This window comes from Nostoc sp. LEGE 06077, from assembly GCF_015207705.1.
Lineage (GTDB): Bacteria > Cyanobacteriota > Cyanobacteriia > Cyanobacteriales > Nostocaceae > Nostoc_B.
In genome coordinates this window covers 135,931-152,359 of sequence record NZ_JADEWI010000008.1, presented here as the reverse complement: position 1 = coordinate 152,359, position 16,429 = coordinate 135,931, and the positions used below count along the sequence as shown (strand labels likewise).

Genomic DNA, 16,429 nt, shown 5'->3' with positions numbered 1-16,429 from the left:
CTTGAGGAAAGTAACATGATGATATGGCAATTCATCTAAAACCGTGTCTGATATTCAATTACAGCGCGACTGTCATCTTCTAAATTAGTAGAAGCCCGTACCCGCAATTCATCATTGATGCGGTAATTTATCCCCCATTGAAAGGGGTCATTGGCAGTTAGTATTTTAATACTGGAAATTGAAAACTTTGTAGAAATATCAACACCAGCTTCCGCGGCTAATTCTAATGTAGAACTACTTCTACCAGCTTCGGGATTATCAGAAATCACAGTTGGAAATACGCGAAACTCACTTAAGCCAAAGGCATTAGCAATTTGGTTAAATGTTGTCTGAAAATTATTAAATACCGCTGAACCAGCAATATTAATTAAGCCTAATGTACTATCAGCACGTCCTTGAGTATCAACAAATCCCCCGCCTAACAAAGCGACAATTTCGGTTTGACTGCGTGAAGGACTGCTGGTGAGTTCGAGATTTTCATTCAATTTACTAGCAGGCCCTTGGACTCTCGCTTCAACTCGCACACTTTCTAAAGAACCCAATCCGCCTACGCTACTTGTTCTAGAGAACTCGGAAGTTTGGACTGCATCAAGTACCTTAGCAAATAGCTGCACATCTAGGATAGGATCACGCGGTTGTTCAGCCCTAAATGTCGCTGTATTTTTATAGCCGCGAGCCAAGTTAAACTGAGTGGTAAATAAATTCACGCCACCCTTCTGGAGACGAATTGTGCCATCGGGTATAGGAGAAGATAAAGCGCCATTAACTGTCAGATTACCTGTAGCCAGAAAACTGAGAATTGGTGGACGGGTAATTTGAATATTGTTACCTAATGTTAATTGCAGATTATTTAATCTGGCTGTATTGGGATTATTTCTCGCCTCAGTTTTATCTTGTTTGTTGGCTTTGACAGCATCACTAGTTGCAGATTGATTAGTATTGGTTGATTCTGCTAATAAAACCTGACCATCATATAAACGAATTTGACCGCCAATCAGTGGGTTTAAGGCTGAACCAATAATTTGTAAATTGCCACTAGCGCCGCCTTTATATAATCCTTTGAGATTTAAATTTAGTTGATCAAGATTGACCGTGAGGGGATTACTTGAAGCTTCTCCATTATTAAATACAGGAAGTTCACCAGCCGCAACTACTTGACCTCGACTAAATCTGCCTTCCAGACTTTCTACTACAATGCGGTCAAAATTGAAATTAATCTTACCTGTCACCCGTCTGATTTTACCGGGTAAAGCTTGGGCAGCAAAAGTAGCATCTTTGACAGAAGCAATTCCTGTTAACTCTGGGCGTTGTCTGGTTCCACTTACTTTTAGGTCAATTTCCCCTTCACCTTTCTCAAAAGCTATCTGATCAGTCAGTAAATTTAACAGGGCTAATCCTTCATTTCTGACTTTGACATCTAAACTAATGTCATTGCTGGAGGGTGCAGTAGTGGCAAAGGGTAATTGATAGGGTATGCTGCCAGTAATGTTCACTGGTTCTGGCCCAGCCACAGAGACGTTACTACCAAAGTTCAACCGACCATTAATATAGCTAAAGCTGGCGGTAGCTGATTCTACAGGCTTTTGATTGAGGGTTCCGTTGGTGATTTCTAATTCGCCTTGGGCTTGAGGATTGGTAATACCGCCAGCTAAAGCTGCTGAGGCGTTGAGATTACCTGTGATATCCACTGGGAGTTTAACAAAGTTATTGATTAAAGCGATGGGGAAATTGGTAACGCGCAACTGACCTGATTGGTCTTTACCGCCGATGTTTCCGGTAAAAGCTAGGAGTCCGCTGTCTAATTCCACACGTAGTGGGCGGAACTGCAACACCCCGTTTTCAAAGCTACCTTGGGCAATGATTTGTTTAGCATTGTAGAAGCGATCGCTTTCGCCTTCTTTTCCCCAGGTAAAATTCTGTCCGTTAATATCAAATTGCACTGATAGTCCGTTGGCTGTGGCTGTATCTAAAGCTACTTCCCCGTTGAATGTTCCTTGTAAGTCTGCTAGTTCTGGTAAGTAATTAGAATCACGCCGTTGTTGTTGCTGTTGGGCTAATTCTGCGTCAATTTCGTACAAACGCCGGAGTTGATCGAATAAAGGTTGATTGGGTAAACCCCGTGAATAAGTAGTTAAATCGGCGGCTGTACCATAAGCAGGTTCTGATATCCCCCGTTGAAAGTCTTGGATTTCAAATATTTGCGCTGCGGCTAAGACATCTTGGATTTTACCTTGGCTAACGTTGAGTTTGCCTTGGAGTTGTGGCCCTCTCGGAGTTTGACCAAAACTCCCGGCAAAAGCATAAATACTGCTACCTTTGACAAATTTGCTACTGGTGAGAATGGCTTTGCCATTGGCATAGTTGAATTGCGCGGTTAACTGGTCGCCTTGGATACGTCCGATTTTTGGTTGGGCGATCGCTAAATTACCATTGGCTAAGAATGTTTGGGGATTTACTTGCAAATCTCCACTAATTAGCCCCACGACCTTCCCAGTACCTAAACGGAGGGCTGGTGGTACAGAGACGTTCAAAATTTGTAAGGGGAAATTCTGCACATTCAAGGCGATATTATTGCCTTGGAATTGACCTTTAGCTACAGCATCTTGCCACTGCACTAAAAAGGATTGGGGACGATTATTGCCATCTAAATTTAGGGCAATGCGATCGCGATTACCAATCAAATCTAAATGCAACCCACGCCCTTGGGCTGAATCAATACTACCTGTTAACAATGGCTCAAAAGCGATGTTCTGGACTACCAAGTCACGTAAGGCAATTTTGCCATTGACGTTGGGTAATGGTAACTTCCCTGTAACTCTACCGTTAAAATCTACCTTGCCTTTGACTGCTACTTGATTCGGCAAATTAATCGGTAACTGTTGCAAATTATAGTCTTGGGCTTGGACATTCAAATTTAAAGCGGTAATTTCTGGTATACCGGCTTTGTTGGCGTTGGCGGCGATGTCACCCGTCACATTTAAACCAGGGGCGGTGAGTTGATTAATCGCGAGTTTCTCACCATTCCATGCGATCGCAGCTGTTAATGGTCGTTCTAAACCCGGCAAGCCTTGAGATAACTGCACGTTACCAGAAGCATTCACATTCGCCAATGTGGCAGAACCTAACGCCCCAGCGATTTGTAATTTCCCGCCCAATTGACCCCGCAATTGCTGATTCAATTTCGTTAATTGCACACCAGCCCCATCAACTACGGCTTGATAACGACCGTTATTTACTTGAATATTTGTGGCGGTAATTGTCCCCCCGGCAATATTCAACTTTCCTTGACCACTAGCTTGAATAGTTTGCGGTTGGAAGGATGCAACAGAACCTGCAACGTTTAATTGACCTGTTAATGCACCTTGGAATTGTGGCGGGACGGCGACCAATTTTTGCAACGGTACATTACTCGCTTGGATTTGCGTTTGATAACGACCGTTATTCACCCGAATATTGGCGGCGGTGATTGTTCCCCCAGCCACATTTAACTTGGCTTGACCGCTGGCTTGAATAGTTTGGGGTTGAAAGGATGTCACCGAACCAGCAACATTTAATTGACCTGTTAAATCTCCTTGAAATTGGGGCGGGACTTTGGTCAAGCGTTGCACTGGCACATTGTTAGCTTGAAGTTGCGCCTGATAACGACCATTATTAACTTTGATATTTGCAGCGGTAATTGTCCCACCAGCAACAGTTAACTTGGCTTGACCGCTGGCTTGAATACTTTGCGGTTTGAAGGATTCTACTGAACCCGCTACATTAAACTGACCAGCTAATCTCCCGCGCAGTTGTTGTGTATTGGGTGTGAGTTGCTGCACCGCCAGATTATTGGCGACCAACTGCGCTTGATAAATTCCCTTCGCCAGTTGAATGTTTGTGGCTGTAACTGTACCGCCAGCAACACTGAGGTTAGCTTTGCCAGTACCACTAATAGTCTTGAGGCTGAGGTTATCTCGATTCCCGGCGATTTGGAATGTACCTGCCAAACGCCCTTGCAAAGCCGGGGGAGCTTGTTTGAGAATACGTCCTAGGCGCACATTATTGGCGACTAATTGCGCCGCAAAGTTTTGGTCTTGGAGTTGGACATTAGAAATGGCGATCGCCCCACCCGCAATCTGCACGGCTGCGCCTTGAGTGCGAATTGAAGCGATTCGGAACGGCCCGCTAGTACCCGCTAAAATCAACCGCCCGTTAAATTCTGCCCCATCCAAGGAAATATTTTGCAGTTGATTTTTGTTAACAAAAGATTCTAACTGTACGCCATCACCTGTAACATCTGCTTGCCAACGTTCATTAGCATATCTGCCCACAGCCCGAACTACACCACGACCAACTCTCAGGGCAACATTTTGGAAATAGACGGTGCGATCGCTGGTGATGATAGCTTCACCCTTACCAGGATATGTGGCTTGGGGTACTTGCCACTGTACAAAAGTTCTAGCGTTGCTGGGAGTACCTGTAACTTTGGCTGTGGCGGCGACTTTACCGATTTGGAAAGTCGGACTAGAACTATAGATTTTGGCGATCGCATCTCCACCAATATTCTTGGCGGTAAAATTCAAATTCAGTTGGGGCGTTTTCCCAAGAGCGATTTTACCTCCCCCGATGATTTCTCCACCAACAGTAGTCTCACCTTGAATATCTCTCAAAGTTAACAAGGCTGCATTCGGTGAAAATTCAAACTTACTCGTAATACTTTTAAAATTAACTTTATCAATCCGGGCAGTGTTAATTGTGGCCACAGCCCCTGAAAGAATTGGGTTGGTGGCTTTACCTGTGATTTGTAAGTCAGCTTGGAGTTGCCCAGCTACAGGTACAGGTAGTTTCAGCTTGAGTGTTGTTTGGGCATTGGCAACACTCACTGTTTTGATCCGCCCTGTTAACTGATAACCTGCTTTACTATCAATAATGCCGTTAGCAACTAAGGGAATTTTGCCGTAGTTAGTAGTTAGACCATCCAGACGTATTTCTGTACCTTTGAAGTAAATATCGCCTTCAGTACTGCTTAAAAGTTGGGGTACGCGGGGAATTTGCAGTGTGACTTTTTGTAAATCTGCACTGCCATACAATAAAGGTGTTTGTTCTGGTGCGAGTTTAATTTGTAAATCCCCATTGACTCTGCCTGCTTGTAAGTTCAGTGGTAACTTCACCAAATTAGTCACAGTAGCGGCGAGTAAATCTTTTCCTTGCAACTGAAGATCAGCAACTAAAGTTTTTGTCCGCGCCTGTCCTTGAATTGCTACATTCCCACCAGTTTCGGCCTGTCCCGTCACATCAAACTTCACCAATTGGTTATTTTCCACCAGTTGGGCAGAACCGTTAAGTTGGGCAAATGTGACAGGTGATGTGACTCTGCCAACACTTTTGTGAGCTAATAATATTAACTTGCCATTACGTAACCGCAAATTATCTAAATCAGTTTTAATTAATCCGCTTTTACCTGGTGGCGCAATGGTAGTGTTAACCCAACGTCCTTGCTCATCTTGTTCAATGTAGACATCGGCATTAATTAAGGTGACATCTAGCTTGAGTTGACGAGTAAAAACTAATTGCCACGGATTAAAACCTACTTCTACAGTCTCCACTACTGCTTTATCTGGATCTGTCGGTGTTGCGGGAATTTCCGAAGCCCCAAACTGCACACCTGTCAGGGAAAAATTGGTCAATTTCCCCAATTTCACTGGACGATTAATGGTATTAGTCAGGCTTTGTTCTGCTAACGGCGCTAACTCTTTTTGGACAAAACTTTGTAATCGCCAAATGCCCAGAATAATTCCCAATAAAACGATTCCTAACAAGGGAATGCAACCACGACTTAACATCAGCAACCACATACGCACACGGGTGCGGGTTTTGGATTGACTTTCTTGATGGCGAGAGTTAGTCATCTGGTTTCACTCTATACTTGCTGAACCTAGTGGGAACATTACTGGCACTAACAGCATATTTTTTTACTATGCCAAATTTCAGGAGTCAATCAATTTTGGATTTTGGATTTTAGATTTGGGATTGACACCGACCACAAGGGTGCGGGATTTGAGTAAGTTAAATTTTGGAGTTTGGATTTGTTCTGCCCTCTAGGGACGTGGGGAAATATTCAATTAAATTTTCTGGAATCGGGAAACTTTGGGAATAAACAAAGTTCAGGATCAGCGAGAATCTACATAGAAAGAAGTGGCAAAATATAAGCAAATCAAAATGATCTTACCCACAGCCGATAATTCTATCTTTGCTCTTAAGAGTCTTAAGTAAAAAATAATCAACTTTTTTAAGTATTTTTACATAATAAAAATAATTTTTTTTACATAAAAACGGAATAATCTCAAATAATGCCTGATACTATTTATACTATATTTTAGCGATTCATAAAGATGAAGTAAAGACTTGCAAGCTAATGTCTTATAGCTTGTGCCAAGTACATCTAGGGAACACCTGCGGTGTAACAAGAAAACTGACGCTCATAAAATTATTAACAATAACGCCAACAAGTCTAAACTAACCTGCAATTCTCTGACTTCATAAAATACCTTCTGATTCCGCGAATTTTCGCAAGCGTGGCAGACATTGACGCTGATAAAAGCTACTCAAGGTAGGAATAGGTAATCCAAATTCCTCTGAGAGTTCTTTCCAGCTGACTTCTGGTGGTAAGCGTTTGAGAATCAAGACCTGACAAGTCACATCTGGGCGACCTTTAATATGAATAGTGCCTAATTCTCCGTTAACATCGGTCATTGCCCATGTTTCTACATTTTCGAGAATTGCCGGGACTTGAGGTGTAGCCTGGAGATTGTCAGTAAAATCAATAGTTTCTTTACTTCCACTTGACCAAGACTGGCGAACTTGTAGAGGAACTGTTAAGGCTTGTTCTCGATGATGGTTAAGGTAAAAATCCTGGAGTCTGCGTTTGAGATAAGCATTCAGCCAAGTAATTACAGTACCATAAGCAGGGTCATAGGTCTGACCAGTTAAACCATCACAAACATTACGGCAGAAATATAACCAAGTTTGTTGCAGTGCATCTTGATAATAAGGAGTACTTTCTCGCCAAAGTCTGCCTGAAGTTAAACGGATGATTTGCGTAAGCAGCTTTTGACGTTGTGGGCTTCCAGGAGGGTAGCCGCAGGCTTGAGTAACTAAGTTGCGTAACTCTTCATCAAGTTCCATAATGGCAATTTCAGCAACAAAAAAGCAAGAATATACTAAGTATTGCTTACAAAGGCACTCCAGATATTAACCTTGCATCTCGAAGATTTTGTCGCAGCAAACAGTTGTCGCTTTCGCCCTTGAACAACAACAAGAACTTAGACAGAGTAAAGTATTCCCGTTAGATAATGGCACAGATCTTAACCTCTGAGTCACCTATTTGTTAAGAGTTGCTAGAGTTCTTATTGGGGTGGATAAAAGCTGGTAAATTTAACGATGTTGGTGTTAAATCTGTAGTTAAAAGATTTAAAGACATTTCTTAACGCTTAATTTTTAACACTTTTAATCAGCTGCTTCAGCAAGGAGCTATATATGGTGTCGCTTTTAACACGATGTCTTGCAGAATTCGTTGGGACATTTGTGCTAGTTCTTGGCGGCTGTGGAAGTGCTGTTTTTGCAGCAGCATTTCCAGACGCGAAAGCCAATGAATTAGGAATTGGCTTTGTAGGTGTGGCTCTGGCTTTTGGTTTAACGGTGCTAATTATGGCCTACGCAGTTGGTCATATCTCCGGTGCCCATTTTAACCCAGCTGTATCATTTGGTCTTTGGTCAGGAAAGCGTTTTCCTGGCTCTGAATTGCTTCCGTACATTATTGCTCAGGTATTGGGAGCAATATTAGCCGCAGGTCTAGTTTATTTAATTGCCACTGGTAAACCAGGATTTATGCTTTCTGGTTCTAATCCATTAGCGACAAATGGTTTTGGAGTACATTCTCCTGGAGGCTATTCGCTGGCTGCTGGCTTTATTACAGAGGTTGTACTTACATTTATTTTTTTAATTGTGATTTTAGGTGCAACAGATGGTCGTGCGCCAAAGGGCTTTGCACCAATTGCTATTGGTTTGGCATTAACATTGATTCATTTGGTCAGCATACCCATAACGAATACATCGGTTAATCCCGCTCGTAGCACTGGCCCGGCACTTTTTGCTGGTGTAGAAATGTTTAAGCAAGTATGGCTGTTTTGGGTAGCTCCAATTTTAGGTGCGATATTGGCAGGTCTATTCTATTCAAAGGCTTTGGGTGAATCAGGCGCACCAGTTGTAGGTGAGGCAGAACGCGAAGATTATTCGCGACGATAGTCAGGAAAAAGCAACCTAAGAAATAATCTCTGCTATGACTTTTGAATAACATGAAGGACATTGCCTCCAGAATATGGAGGTATTTTTTTTGGTAGTGGTGCGACTGCCTTTTGTTGATATGCTATCTCAGCATTTAATAACACAGGAAAAACGGTGTGCTTCTAGTTTTGTCAGGCTAATTTTAAACTTCACCTTTGGGTATCTGCCATAAAACCTACATCATTAGACTAGTCAACTACGAAGCATTTTATGGGAATATGCCAGCTTTTGGTTTAGTTTAGTATCTGCAATAAAACCTATTCCCATCAAAAACCGCACTGATACAGCTAGGGGAAGAAAAGAGTCATCAATTCTAGCAAAATAGCCTGAAAAGGTTCTGAAAGCACAAAATCTTACACCAATTTGCACAATGATGGCGAGAGATGGAACGCCAAAAAAGATTTTTGGTAACTCTGTCACAATCCAACATGGAATCTAGGAGCATAAATCTATGACTTCCTTTCGCCCAGAAGATGTGCAGCAGATTCTTCAGCGAGCAATGGCTGATAAGCAACAAGAAGATTTTTCCGAACAGCAGTTACAAGAAATGGCAGCAGAACTGGGCATTTCCTTTGTCAGCCTGCAAACAGCACAACAACAATGGCAACAGGAGAAAGAAATCATGAAAAGGCGGCAAACATCTAACTCTCACCGCCTACAAAAAATCAAGCCTCATTTGATTAGCTTTCTTGTGATTAATCTTTTTTTAATTGTGTTGAATTTGGTAGTTAGTCCTGGTTACTTCTGGGCAATTTACCCTCTCTTGGGTTGGGGATTAGGTCTTGCTCTCCATGCTGCCAGTGTTTACCTACAACAATAGGATTTACACAGTGCAACGACCAATCAATAGTTTTAGTCAGGGGTTTAGGGGTGTAGTGTTCAAAACCTTACACCCAGCTTTGCTCAACTACATTCCCAACCAGGACACAAAATTTTCCCACCAAGAATAATTCAAATCACCCAAACTCAACTTCATTCTGCGGCGAATATCTTGGATATTCCAATTGGTAAGCTTTGCCAAAGTTTGGGCTTCTTGTTCAAACCGCCGAGATAAAGACCGCTTGTATTCTTTACCAGCTTGACATTTGAGTTCACCTGTAAAGGGATGCTGTAAAATGTATCTTCCTTGAAAAGATTCTTGGTTAGAGGTAGTTTGAAACATTGGGTCTTCTGGGAATTTGTCGCGGGTGTAGCGGACGTGCAATCGGGTGATGAACACATTGCTACTGGGAAACGGACGACGGCGGAAGTTTGGCGGTGCTGTTACGTCATCATTGGCATTATTATCTAGCCAAAATACACCTGCTTGCTTAAGTTCTTCTTGGTTCAACGGTTCGGCTGAACAAGGATCGCAACTACTCATATCCCAAGCGTATTCTAAGAAAGCTACCTTTCTGTCTTCTTTGAGATATGCCGTTTGGAACATGGACTTGTAGAAATCACTAAATTCATTTTTAACAAACACAGGAACATTGGCATCAGAGGGAACTTTCACGGTACGGTAGTTAGTGATTTCTGCTTGCCCTTTGGGTGAGAGGACATAGACAATTAAATCTTGGGCTGCATTGGCATTAATCATCCCCAAACGAATGGGCAGCATGAACTTGGGTGATTGATAAGAAATTTGTAGCGGACGGAGAAACTGATAGCCAGATTGCTCAAATTTATCGAGGTTGACTTTGGCAACAAAGAATTTCATGCCAGAGCGAACATATGGTTTAAGTAGCTGTTTCGCACCTCTGGGCATTTTGTAACCGTTGCGATTGAGCCAAGTTTCTAGTCCGCCCGATTCTTTAGCACTCAAAATCACAATGTCGTATTCGCCGACGTTAAAACGTGCTTCGACTGTTACGCCTAAATCATTCGCACTACCTCTGGCTGCTCCGGCTCTAGCTCTAGCGGCTGGCGCGGGTACGGCTTCGTTAAGTACCCTGTCATATTCAGTACAAGGATCAGAGTCAAAGTATTCTACTAAGCGCGGCGCACTAAAAGCATCTAAACGCTCGACAATTTTGGGTGGAGCAATGCGGACTTGCTCTTTTTTTAAGACTGTTGGCACAGGTACAACCATTGCAAAATCTTTGACTTCACCTTGGAAGTCATTAGCCATAGTTAAAACAGTGCGATCACCATCCCGTGCCAAAATTACTTGAGATGCTTGGTTATATAATTTACTATCGGCTTTAGCAACATAAAATCCACAAAATGCCCAGGCTGTCGGGGCAAAACACAGCACAGCTAATACTGTGATTAATGATGAAATTATCAGTCGAAATCGCTTCATTTTATACCTCTTTTTTAAAGTGCTGAGTTTTGAGTTTTATCTTCTTCCCTAGCTTCTAGCCAAGAAAATCTGGGAGATGACCAGAGCCAATCAATCACAATGGTCAACGGTGCAAGGGTAAATAATGCCCAAAACACCGCTGTGGAAACGAAGAAATTATTTCTCAGGATGAAAGTTAAGCTGGCGATACAGATAGCCCAAACTACCCGCCCGCTTTTGGCGTTGGGAATGGAACGCGGATCTGTCACCATAAACAAGGCAAACAGCAGCAAGGAACCACTCATTAACCGATGCCAATACACATCCCAAGTCCAACCTAAATAGAGGTTGCGGATGGCTTCTAGCAGAGAGTAGGAACCTAAAAAAGCTACCGTGGTATCCCAACGACCAACTCTTTGCAGAATCAGGCCGCCAGTCCCGGCAAATAACAGCCCATACCACCATTCTTCGCCCCACTGTCCTGGTGATACCCAAGCATCGGAGGTGAGAGTTAAGACTGTGATGATGCCAAAATTGGCTGGATTGAAGAAATGTTTATCGCCTACTTTCAAGAAAAATTTACTAGCGATCGCACTGACTGCGGCTAATGCCATTGTTGCCCAATGGTCAACCCGCAATAGTAAGCTGAGTCCAAGGGCAGTAATCAACGCACTACGCAGATTTAGCTTTTGTTCTTTCCTCTTCACCAGTGACAATATCCACTGGGTTGATAAACAAGATGCGATCGCCACAGCAATCATTTCTGGTCGCAGTGTCCAGTCCCTTGTGCCAATTCCCAAGGCCAGAAATGAACCCAGAAATAGAATTTGATAGTCCCGTATATCTTTCAGCAACATTACCCCTATATTCAGGGATTACCCGGAGATTTTTCCCCAATCTAGTCGAGTAAAAGTTCAAATACCATTGCTGTTACAGATTTTGTTACAAACAAGATTTAGGCAATTTACCAAAGAAAGGCAGAGGGCAGGAGGCAGAAGGTTTTGGCAAATAATTCTTACCTCTGTCTTGAAAATTTATTTATGGGGATTACCTCCTGCCTCCTGCCTTCTTCCTCCTGCCTCCTTAGTTACGTTTTGGTCGGATGGTTCCCCAAATGTTGACTCTGCCGTCAAAACCACCACTAGCTAAAAGTTGCCCATCAGGACTAAAAGCGATCGCACTGACCCAATCACTATGCCCATAAAGTGTATTTAATAACTCGCCTGTAGTTAAATCCCACAATTTAATCCCATCTCTACCAGCACTGGCTAGGGTTTGGCCGTTGGGGTTGATGGCGATCGCATTTACCCAGTTATTATGTCCTTTGAGGATACGGACTAAGCTCTTTGATTGGATATTCCAAATTTTGATGGTGCGATCGCGGCTGGCACTGATTAAGGTTGTACCATCTGGTGTAAAAGCTACAGAGTTCACAGCTTGGGAATGTGCTGAAAATGCCCGAATTAATTTTCCCGTCTGCAAGTCCCAAAGCTTGATTTTGCCTTTATTATCTCCACTAGCGACAGTCTGTCCATCTGGACTTATTGCCACTGTATAAATTGAGTCACTAACTTTGATGAGTGTGGTCAACGGGCGTTGCTGTAACAAATCCCACACCCGAATTCCGTCTAAAGCCCCACTGACAAGAACTTTACTATCAGGCGATACAGCTAAAGATAAGACATTACTAGTATGTCCGACAAAAGAACGACGAAATTTATTATTTTTCAGATTCCAAAGATTAATTGTGTGGTCAGTACTACAACTAACTAGGGTTTGACCATTAGGTGCAATCACCAAAGATTCTACAGATGTTTTATGTGCTTTACTATTCGCTAACCTTTTGCCAGTTAAAGGGTTCCATAAGCGAATTGCACCATCATTTTCGGCTCCACCACTGGCGAGAATTTTGCCATCTGGACTAAAAGCTAGAGATTTAACAGTTCCGGCGTGTCCCACCAAGCTATAAATTAGCTGGGGATTAGCAAAGTTAGTGCGAGTTTGGGAATCTGGTATTTGGGCGATCGCTGCATGAGCAGTATCAAGCTCAGAATTTTGCCAAATAGCTACTGGCAGAGTCAATGCTGCCATAAATGCCAAAACAATATATGGGCGTAGCTGAGAGCCACTCCCTATTTTTCCCTCACTCCTCACAAGTTTTTCCTCACTGTTTCAATAGTTAAGTCAATTTATTTCCCAATTGTGACTCAACATTTCCGACTCAGCACTTAGCACTAAGTTAACGGGGTGGTTTTTTCTTGGTAACAGTCAGTATCGGTAGCGTCGGACTAGACGAACGAGAAGGTAAGTAATGTTGTACCACTGGTTCCTCTGGTATTGGGCGATGCTGCTGCATTCGCCACAACTTAAAGGCGAGACTGATACCTGCTGTTCCTAACCCAAGAGCTAACAATGACCAACTATCATCAAATCCACCAATCACAGCATCTACTACGCCCATCGTTATCAAGATACTGATAATTGGCTCTTTTCTGTAGGCTGATTTCAAAAAACGAGGTAATGCAGCATTCATCACAGCTTGGTTTATCCAAATCACCTTTGTGTCAGTTTACCGAGAATACCTCACCTGTGCCTTGCCCTTTATAAAAAAGACATCTAAATATTATAATTTTTATCAGTAGGTGAGGAAGTGTAACAATTAGCCTTCTAGCATATTTGCCACCCTACAAAGTTATAGACAGCAAATCTTACGAGATAGTTCTCTGGAGAAAGTGTTAACCAGATGAACATACCAACTGGTTAACACTGTTCTACTTACTAGCTTACAACTTACAAGCTTCTGCGTTGTGGCAGCAGTACTACTGCTGATCTTGTGATAGCAAGAATCAAGGGTTGATATTGGGTGTAGGGATGTGAACTAGCAAAACTCTTACACCCAATATCAACAACTCACCGTTGGATGTAAGTCGTGACTACTTGAGACCGAGCCAAGATAACACACCTTGATTGGTGAGGTATTCAATGACAACCATTAAGCCGAAGCCAATCATCGCCGCCCGACCATTCAGGCGTTCGGCATATTCATTAAAACCAAATTTGGGATCTTCTAGTTTGGGTGTAACTGTTGGTTGTGGTTGTGTCATGTTCAAAAAACCTCTGTTCGGCAAACGGGACTTGAATGTAAAACGTTAAATCAGCACTTTTGTAAGGTTTGAGCAAGAGAACTTGAAAGCTCTAGCAGCTTCTCAAATGTGGCTGTGCCAATGCTCGTTTAACAATTTGTAATTATTCTTTATATATTGTAGTCAACTATGGCAATAGTCAAGGGTAAGAGTTTTCAGCTTTGTTACCGTGAAAGGGAAAACTAAGGTTGTAGATAGCTATATCTAATACGGAAGTGTCAGTCCGAGACTGGCAGGCTAAATTAAACCAAAAATTCATCAGAGGCGTTATATGGAAATTGGCGTTCCCAAAGAAACGAAAGACCAAGAGTTTCGAGTAGGTTTAAGTCCTTCTAGTGTGCGAGTGTTACACGAAAATGGGCATAAGATTTTTGTCCAGACACAAGCAGGTAATGGTGCTGGTTTTACAGATGCAGATTACATCAGTGCTGGTGCAGAAATTGTCTCTGCCGCAGAAGCAGCTTGGAATCGAGAATTAGTAGTTAAAGTCAAAGAGCCGCTATCAAGCGAATATAAATTTTTGCAAAAAGGGCAAATATTGTTTACATATTTGCATTTGGCAGCCGATCGCAAATTAACCGAGCATCTAATTGATTGTGGCACCTGTGCGATCGCCTACGAAACTGTCGAACAACCTGGCCCTAACAGACTACCCCTACTCACACCTATGAGTGTCATAGCAGGTCGCCTATCAGTGCAGTTTGGCGCGAGATTCCTAGAACGTCAGCAAGGTGGTAGAGGAGTCCTTTTAGGCGGTGTTCCTGGTGTTAAAGCAGGTAAAGTTGTAATTTTAGGCGGTGGTGTAGTCGGCACAGAAGCAGCGAAAATTGCTGTGGGGATGGGTGCGACTGTGCAGATTTTAGATGTAAATGTAGAACGTTTATCTTATTTAGAAACTTTGTTCGGTTCTAGAGTTGAATTACTTTATAGTAACTCCGCCCACATAGAAGCTGCGGTTAAAGAAGCTGACTTACTTATCGGTGCTGTTTTAGTCCTAGGGCGCAGAGCGCCAATTTTAGTATCTCGCGAATTAGTCAAACAAATGCAGCCTGGGTCAGTAATTGTTGATGTTGCAGTTGACCAAGGCGGTTGTGTGGAAACCTTACACGCTACTTCCCATACAAACCCCGTATACATCGAAGAAGGTGTGGTACATTACGGCGTTCCTAATATGCCAGGAGCAGTACCTTGGACATCAGCTCAAGCCCTCAACAACAGCACATTACCTTATGTTGTCCAGTTAGCAAATCTAGGCATCAAAGCCCTAGATGTTAACCCATCCTTAGCCAAAGGTGTCAACGTCCAGAATCATCGCCTTGTACATCCGGCGGTGCAAGAAGTATTTCCTGATTTGGTAAATTAGCTAAACATAAATGGCTCAACTTTTTATCAGGTTGAGCCATCTAAATTATTTCAACCAAATATTCAATGGCAATTACAATCCGTTCAATGATTACTGATTTATCGTCTGTAGCAAAACCAAGATACGATTGTCGCTACTAAATTCAATCGAGAATAACGAATCCAATAATCTATAAAACGCAGCGGTAATTTGCTGAACTTATTGTCAATTAGTGTTATTTGCTATTTTTTGTTGTTCTTCTTCATACAGCGCAATCCGTTTAAATGTCACTGACTTATTGTCATTACCAAAAATTTTGCGAATCGAAAGGGTGAGATTTTTACTACCAACTTGCAGAAGCCCTTTATTTACCTGTTCAATCAATTCATCTGTAATGTCGGGACTAAAAGTTGTGGTGACTGGTTTATCAGTAGGTGGCACAAAGAAAGAAATTCAGTCAACAAAGAAGGAACTGATATCACTGCTAGAGTCTTGATTGGGCAGATTTAGATATACTTCGTAGATATTGTAGGGTTGACCAGTGTAAGTCACATCAATTTTGACTGTATATTCTTTGGGAGTTGGTAAATTTGGGATGATACCTTTTAAAACTCCAAGTTGCTCTAACCTTTCAGATGAGATATCTATTGTAAAAGGATTTGCTTGATCAACAACTGTGTTAGTTTCTTTTGAAGCAATCACCTTGGGAGAAGTAGCTGGTAGGTTCTGCTGTGCTGGGGATGGTTTGGGGGGGAGACCAACAGGCGTGTCATCATACCTTACGCGAACAAGAACGGTTTTACCCAATACCTCTTTGCGTGAGGCATAAAATTATTGCTTTTCAATATTTGGACAACAAGTCTAATCTATTGCCACAAAATGGTATCAGGTGACAGATAATGACTATCTTGAATATTATGAGGAGAAATAATTTATGGGAAACCCTAAATAATGCCACTCCTGAGCAGCATTCGCTGGCGAACAATTCTCTCTCTAGCTCTTATCCTCCCTATTGGACTTTTATACAGCCACTATCGCTATTCTATTTCGTGGTTAAACCAAGAAGTAGGCGGGATTTTTTATCAGATATTTTGGTGTTTGTTCGCCTTTTTATTTGTAGCCACTCGCGCTTCCGTGTGGCAAATCCCGTTATGGGTATTAGTCATTACTTCCTTGATAGAGTTTATGCAATTGTGGCATCCACCATTCCTCAATTGGGTACGTTCATTTTGGTGGGGAAAAATGTTACTTGGCACTGCCTTCACTTGGGCAGATTTTACCTATTATTTTACGGGGAGTGGCTTAGGATGGCTGTGGTTGCGGCTGATAGTTCGGGGATTAAAGCTAAAATAATTTAGC

13 protein-coding genes are annotated in these 16,429 nt (G+C 42.4%); 4 read left to right on the top strand and 9 right to left on the bottom strand.

Going from position 1 to position 16,429, the window contains the following annotated elements; genetic code table 11:
* Positions 1 to 35: 35 nt before the first annotated feature.
* Positions 36 to 5,888, bottom strand: coding sequence for a translocation/assembly module TamB domain-containing protein (locus IQ244_RS08335; protein ID WP_193891963.1), 5,853 nt, complete (start codon positions 5,886 to 5,888; stop codon positions 36 to 38).
* 628 nt (positions 5,889 to 6,516) lie between these two features.
* Positions 6,517 to 7,167: a sigma-70 family RNA polymerase sigma factor gene (locus IQ244_RS08330; RefSeq protein WP_193892100.1), complete on the bottom strand. Its 651-nt coding sequence runs from the start codon at positions 7,165 to 7,167 to the stop codon at positions 6,517 to 6,519.
* Between the two features lie 348 nt (positions 7,168 to 7,515).
* Here IQ244_RS08330 and aqpZ point away from each other — a divergent pair, with 348 nt between their 5' ends.
* Positions 7,516 to 8,283, top strand: coding sequence for an aquaporin Z (gene aqpZ / locus IQ244_RS08325; RefSeq protein ID WP_193891948.1), 768 nt, complete (start codon positions 7,516 to 7,518; stop codon positions 8,281 to 8,283).
* A gap of 490 nt (positions 8,284 to 8,773) precedes the next feature.
* Entirely contained in the window at positions 8,774 to 9,142 is a 369-nt protein-coding gene (locus IQ244_RS08320; protein WP_193891945.1) for a 2TM domain-containing protein, read from the top strand.
* Positions 9,143 to 9,229: 87 nt separating this feature from the next.
* Here IQ244_RS08320 and IQ244_RS08315 read toward each other — a convergent pair whose 3' ends face one another.
* From IQ244_RS08315 to IQ244_RS08295, 5 genes are all read right to left on the bottom strand, one after another.
* Positions 9,230 to 10,606 carry a DUF2330 domain-containing protein gene (locus tag IQ244_RS08315; protein ID WP_193891943.1) on the bottom strand — a complete coding sequence of 459 codons (1,377 nt, stop codon included), beginning with the start codon at positions 10,604 to 10,606 and terminating at the stop codon, positions 9,230 to 9,232.
* 14 nt (positions 10,607 to 10,620) lie between these two features.
* Positions 10,621 to 11,442: an RnfABCDGE type electron transport complex subunit D gene (locus IQ244_RS08310; RefSeq protein ID WP_193891941.1), complete on the bottom strand. Its 822-nt coding sequence runs from the start codon at positions 11,440 to 11,442 to the stop codon at positions 10,621 to 10,623.
* 226 nt (positions 11,443 to 11,668) lie between these two features.
* Complete coding sequence (locus IQ244_RS08305; RefSeq protein ID WP_228058806.1) at positions 11,669 to 12,676, bottom strand: WD40 repeat domain-containing protein; 1,008 nt, start codon at positions 12,674 to 12,676, stop codon at positions 11,669 to 11,671.
* A 148-nt stretch (positions 12,677 to 12,824) separates the two neighbouring features.
* The gene (locus tag IQ244_RS08300; RefSeq protein WP_193892098.1) at positions 12,825 to 13,118 is read right to left on the bottom strand and encodes a hypothetical protein; all 294 of its coding nucleotides are present in this window, start codon (positions 13,116 to 13,118) and stop codon (positions 12,825 to 12,827) included.
* A gap of 400 nt (positions 13,119 to 13,518) precedes the next feature.
* The gene (locus IQ244_RS08295) at positions 13,519 to 13,689 is read right to left on the bottom strand and encodes a hypothetical protein (protein WP_193891937.1); all 171 of its coding nucleotides are present in this window, start codon (positions 13,687 to 13,689) and stop codon (positions 13,519 to 13,521) included.
* Positions 13,690 to 13,999: 310 nt separating this feature from the next.
* On the opposite strand from IQ244_RS08295, the gene ald reads away from it, so the two are divergent.
* Positions 14,000 to 15,091 carry an alanine dehydrogenase gene (ald, locus tag IQ244_RS08290; RefSeq protein WP_193891935.1) on the top strand — a complete coding sequence of 364 codons (1,092 nt, stop codon included), beginning with the start codon at positions 14,000 to 14,002 and terminating at the stop codon, positions 15,089 to 15,091.
* Between the two features lie 204 nt (positions 15,092 to 15,295).
* Here the strand turns inward: ald and IQ244_RS08285 are convergent, their stop codons facing one another.
* Positions 15,296 to 15,511: a hypothetical protein gene (locus tag IQ244_RS08285; RefSeq protein ID WP_193891933.1), complete on the bottom strand. Its 216-nt coding sequence runs from the start codon at positions 15,509 to 15,511 to the stop codon at positions 15,296 to 15,298.
* A gap of 12 nt (positions 15,512 to 15,523) precedes the next feature.
* Positions 15,524 to 15,877 carry a hypothetical protein gene (locus IQ244_RS08280; protein WP_193891931.1) on the bottom strand — a complete coding sequence of 118 codons (354 nt, stop codon included), beginning with the start codon at positions 15,875 to 15,877 and terminating at the stop codon, positions 15,524 to 15,526.
* 144 nt (positions 15,878 to 16,021) lie between these two features.
* Between IQ244_RS08280 and IQ244_RS08275 the strand changes: the two genes are divergently transcribed.
* Positions 16,022 to 16,423, top strand: a complete 402-nt coding sequence (locus IQ244_RS08275) for a DUF2809 domain-containing protein (protein WP_193891929.1) — start codon at positions 16,022 to 16,024, stop codon at positions 16,421 to 16,423.
* The last annotated feature ends 6 nt before the right edge of the window (positions 16,424 to 16,429 follow it).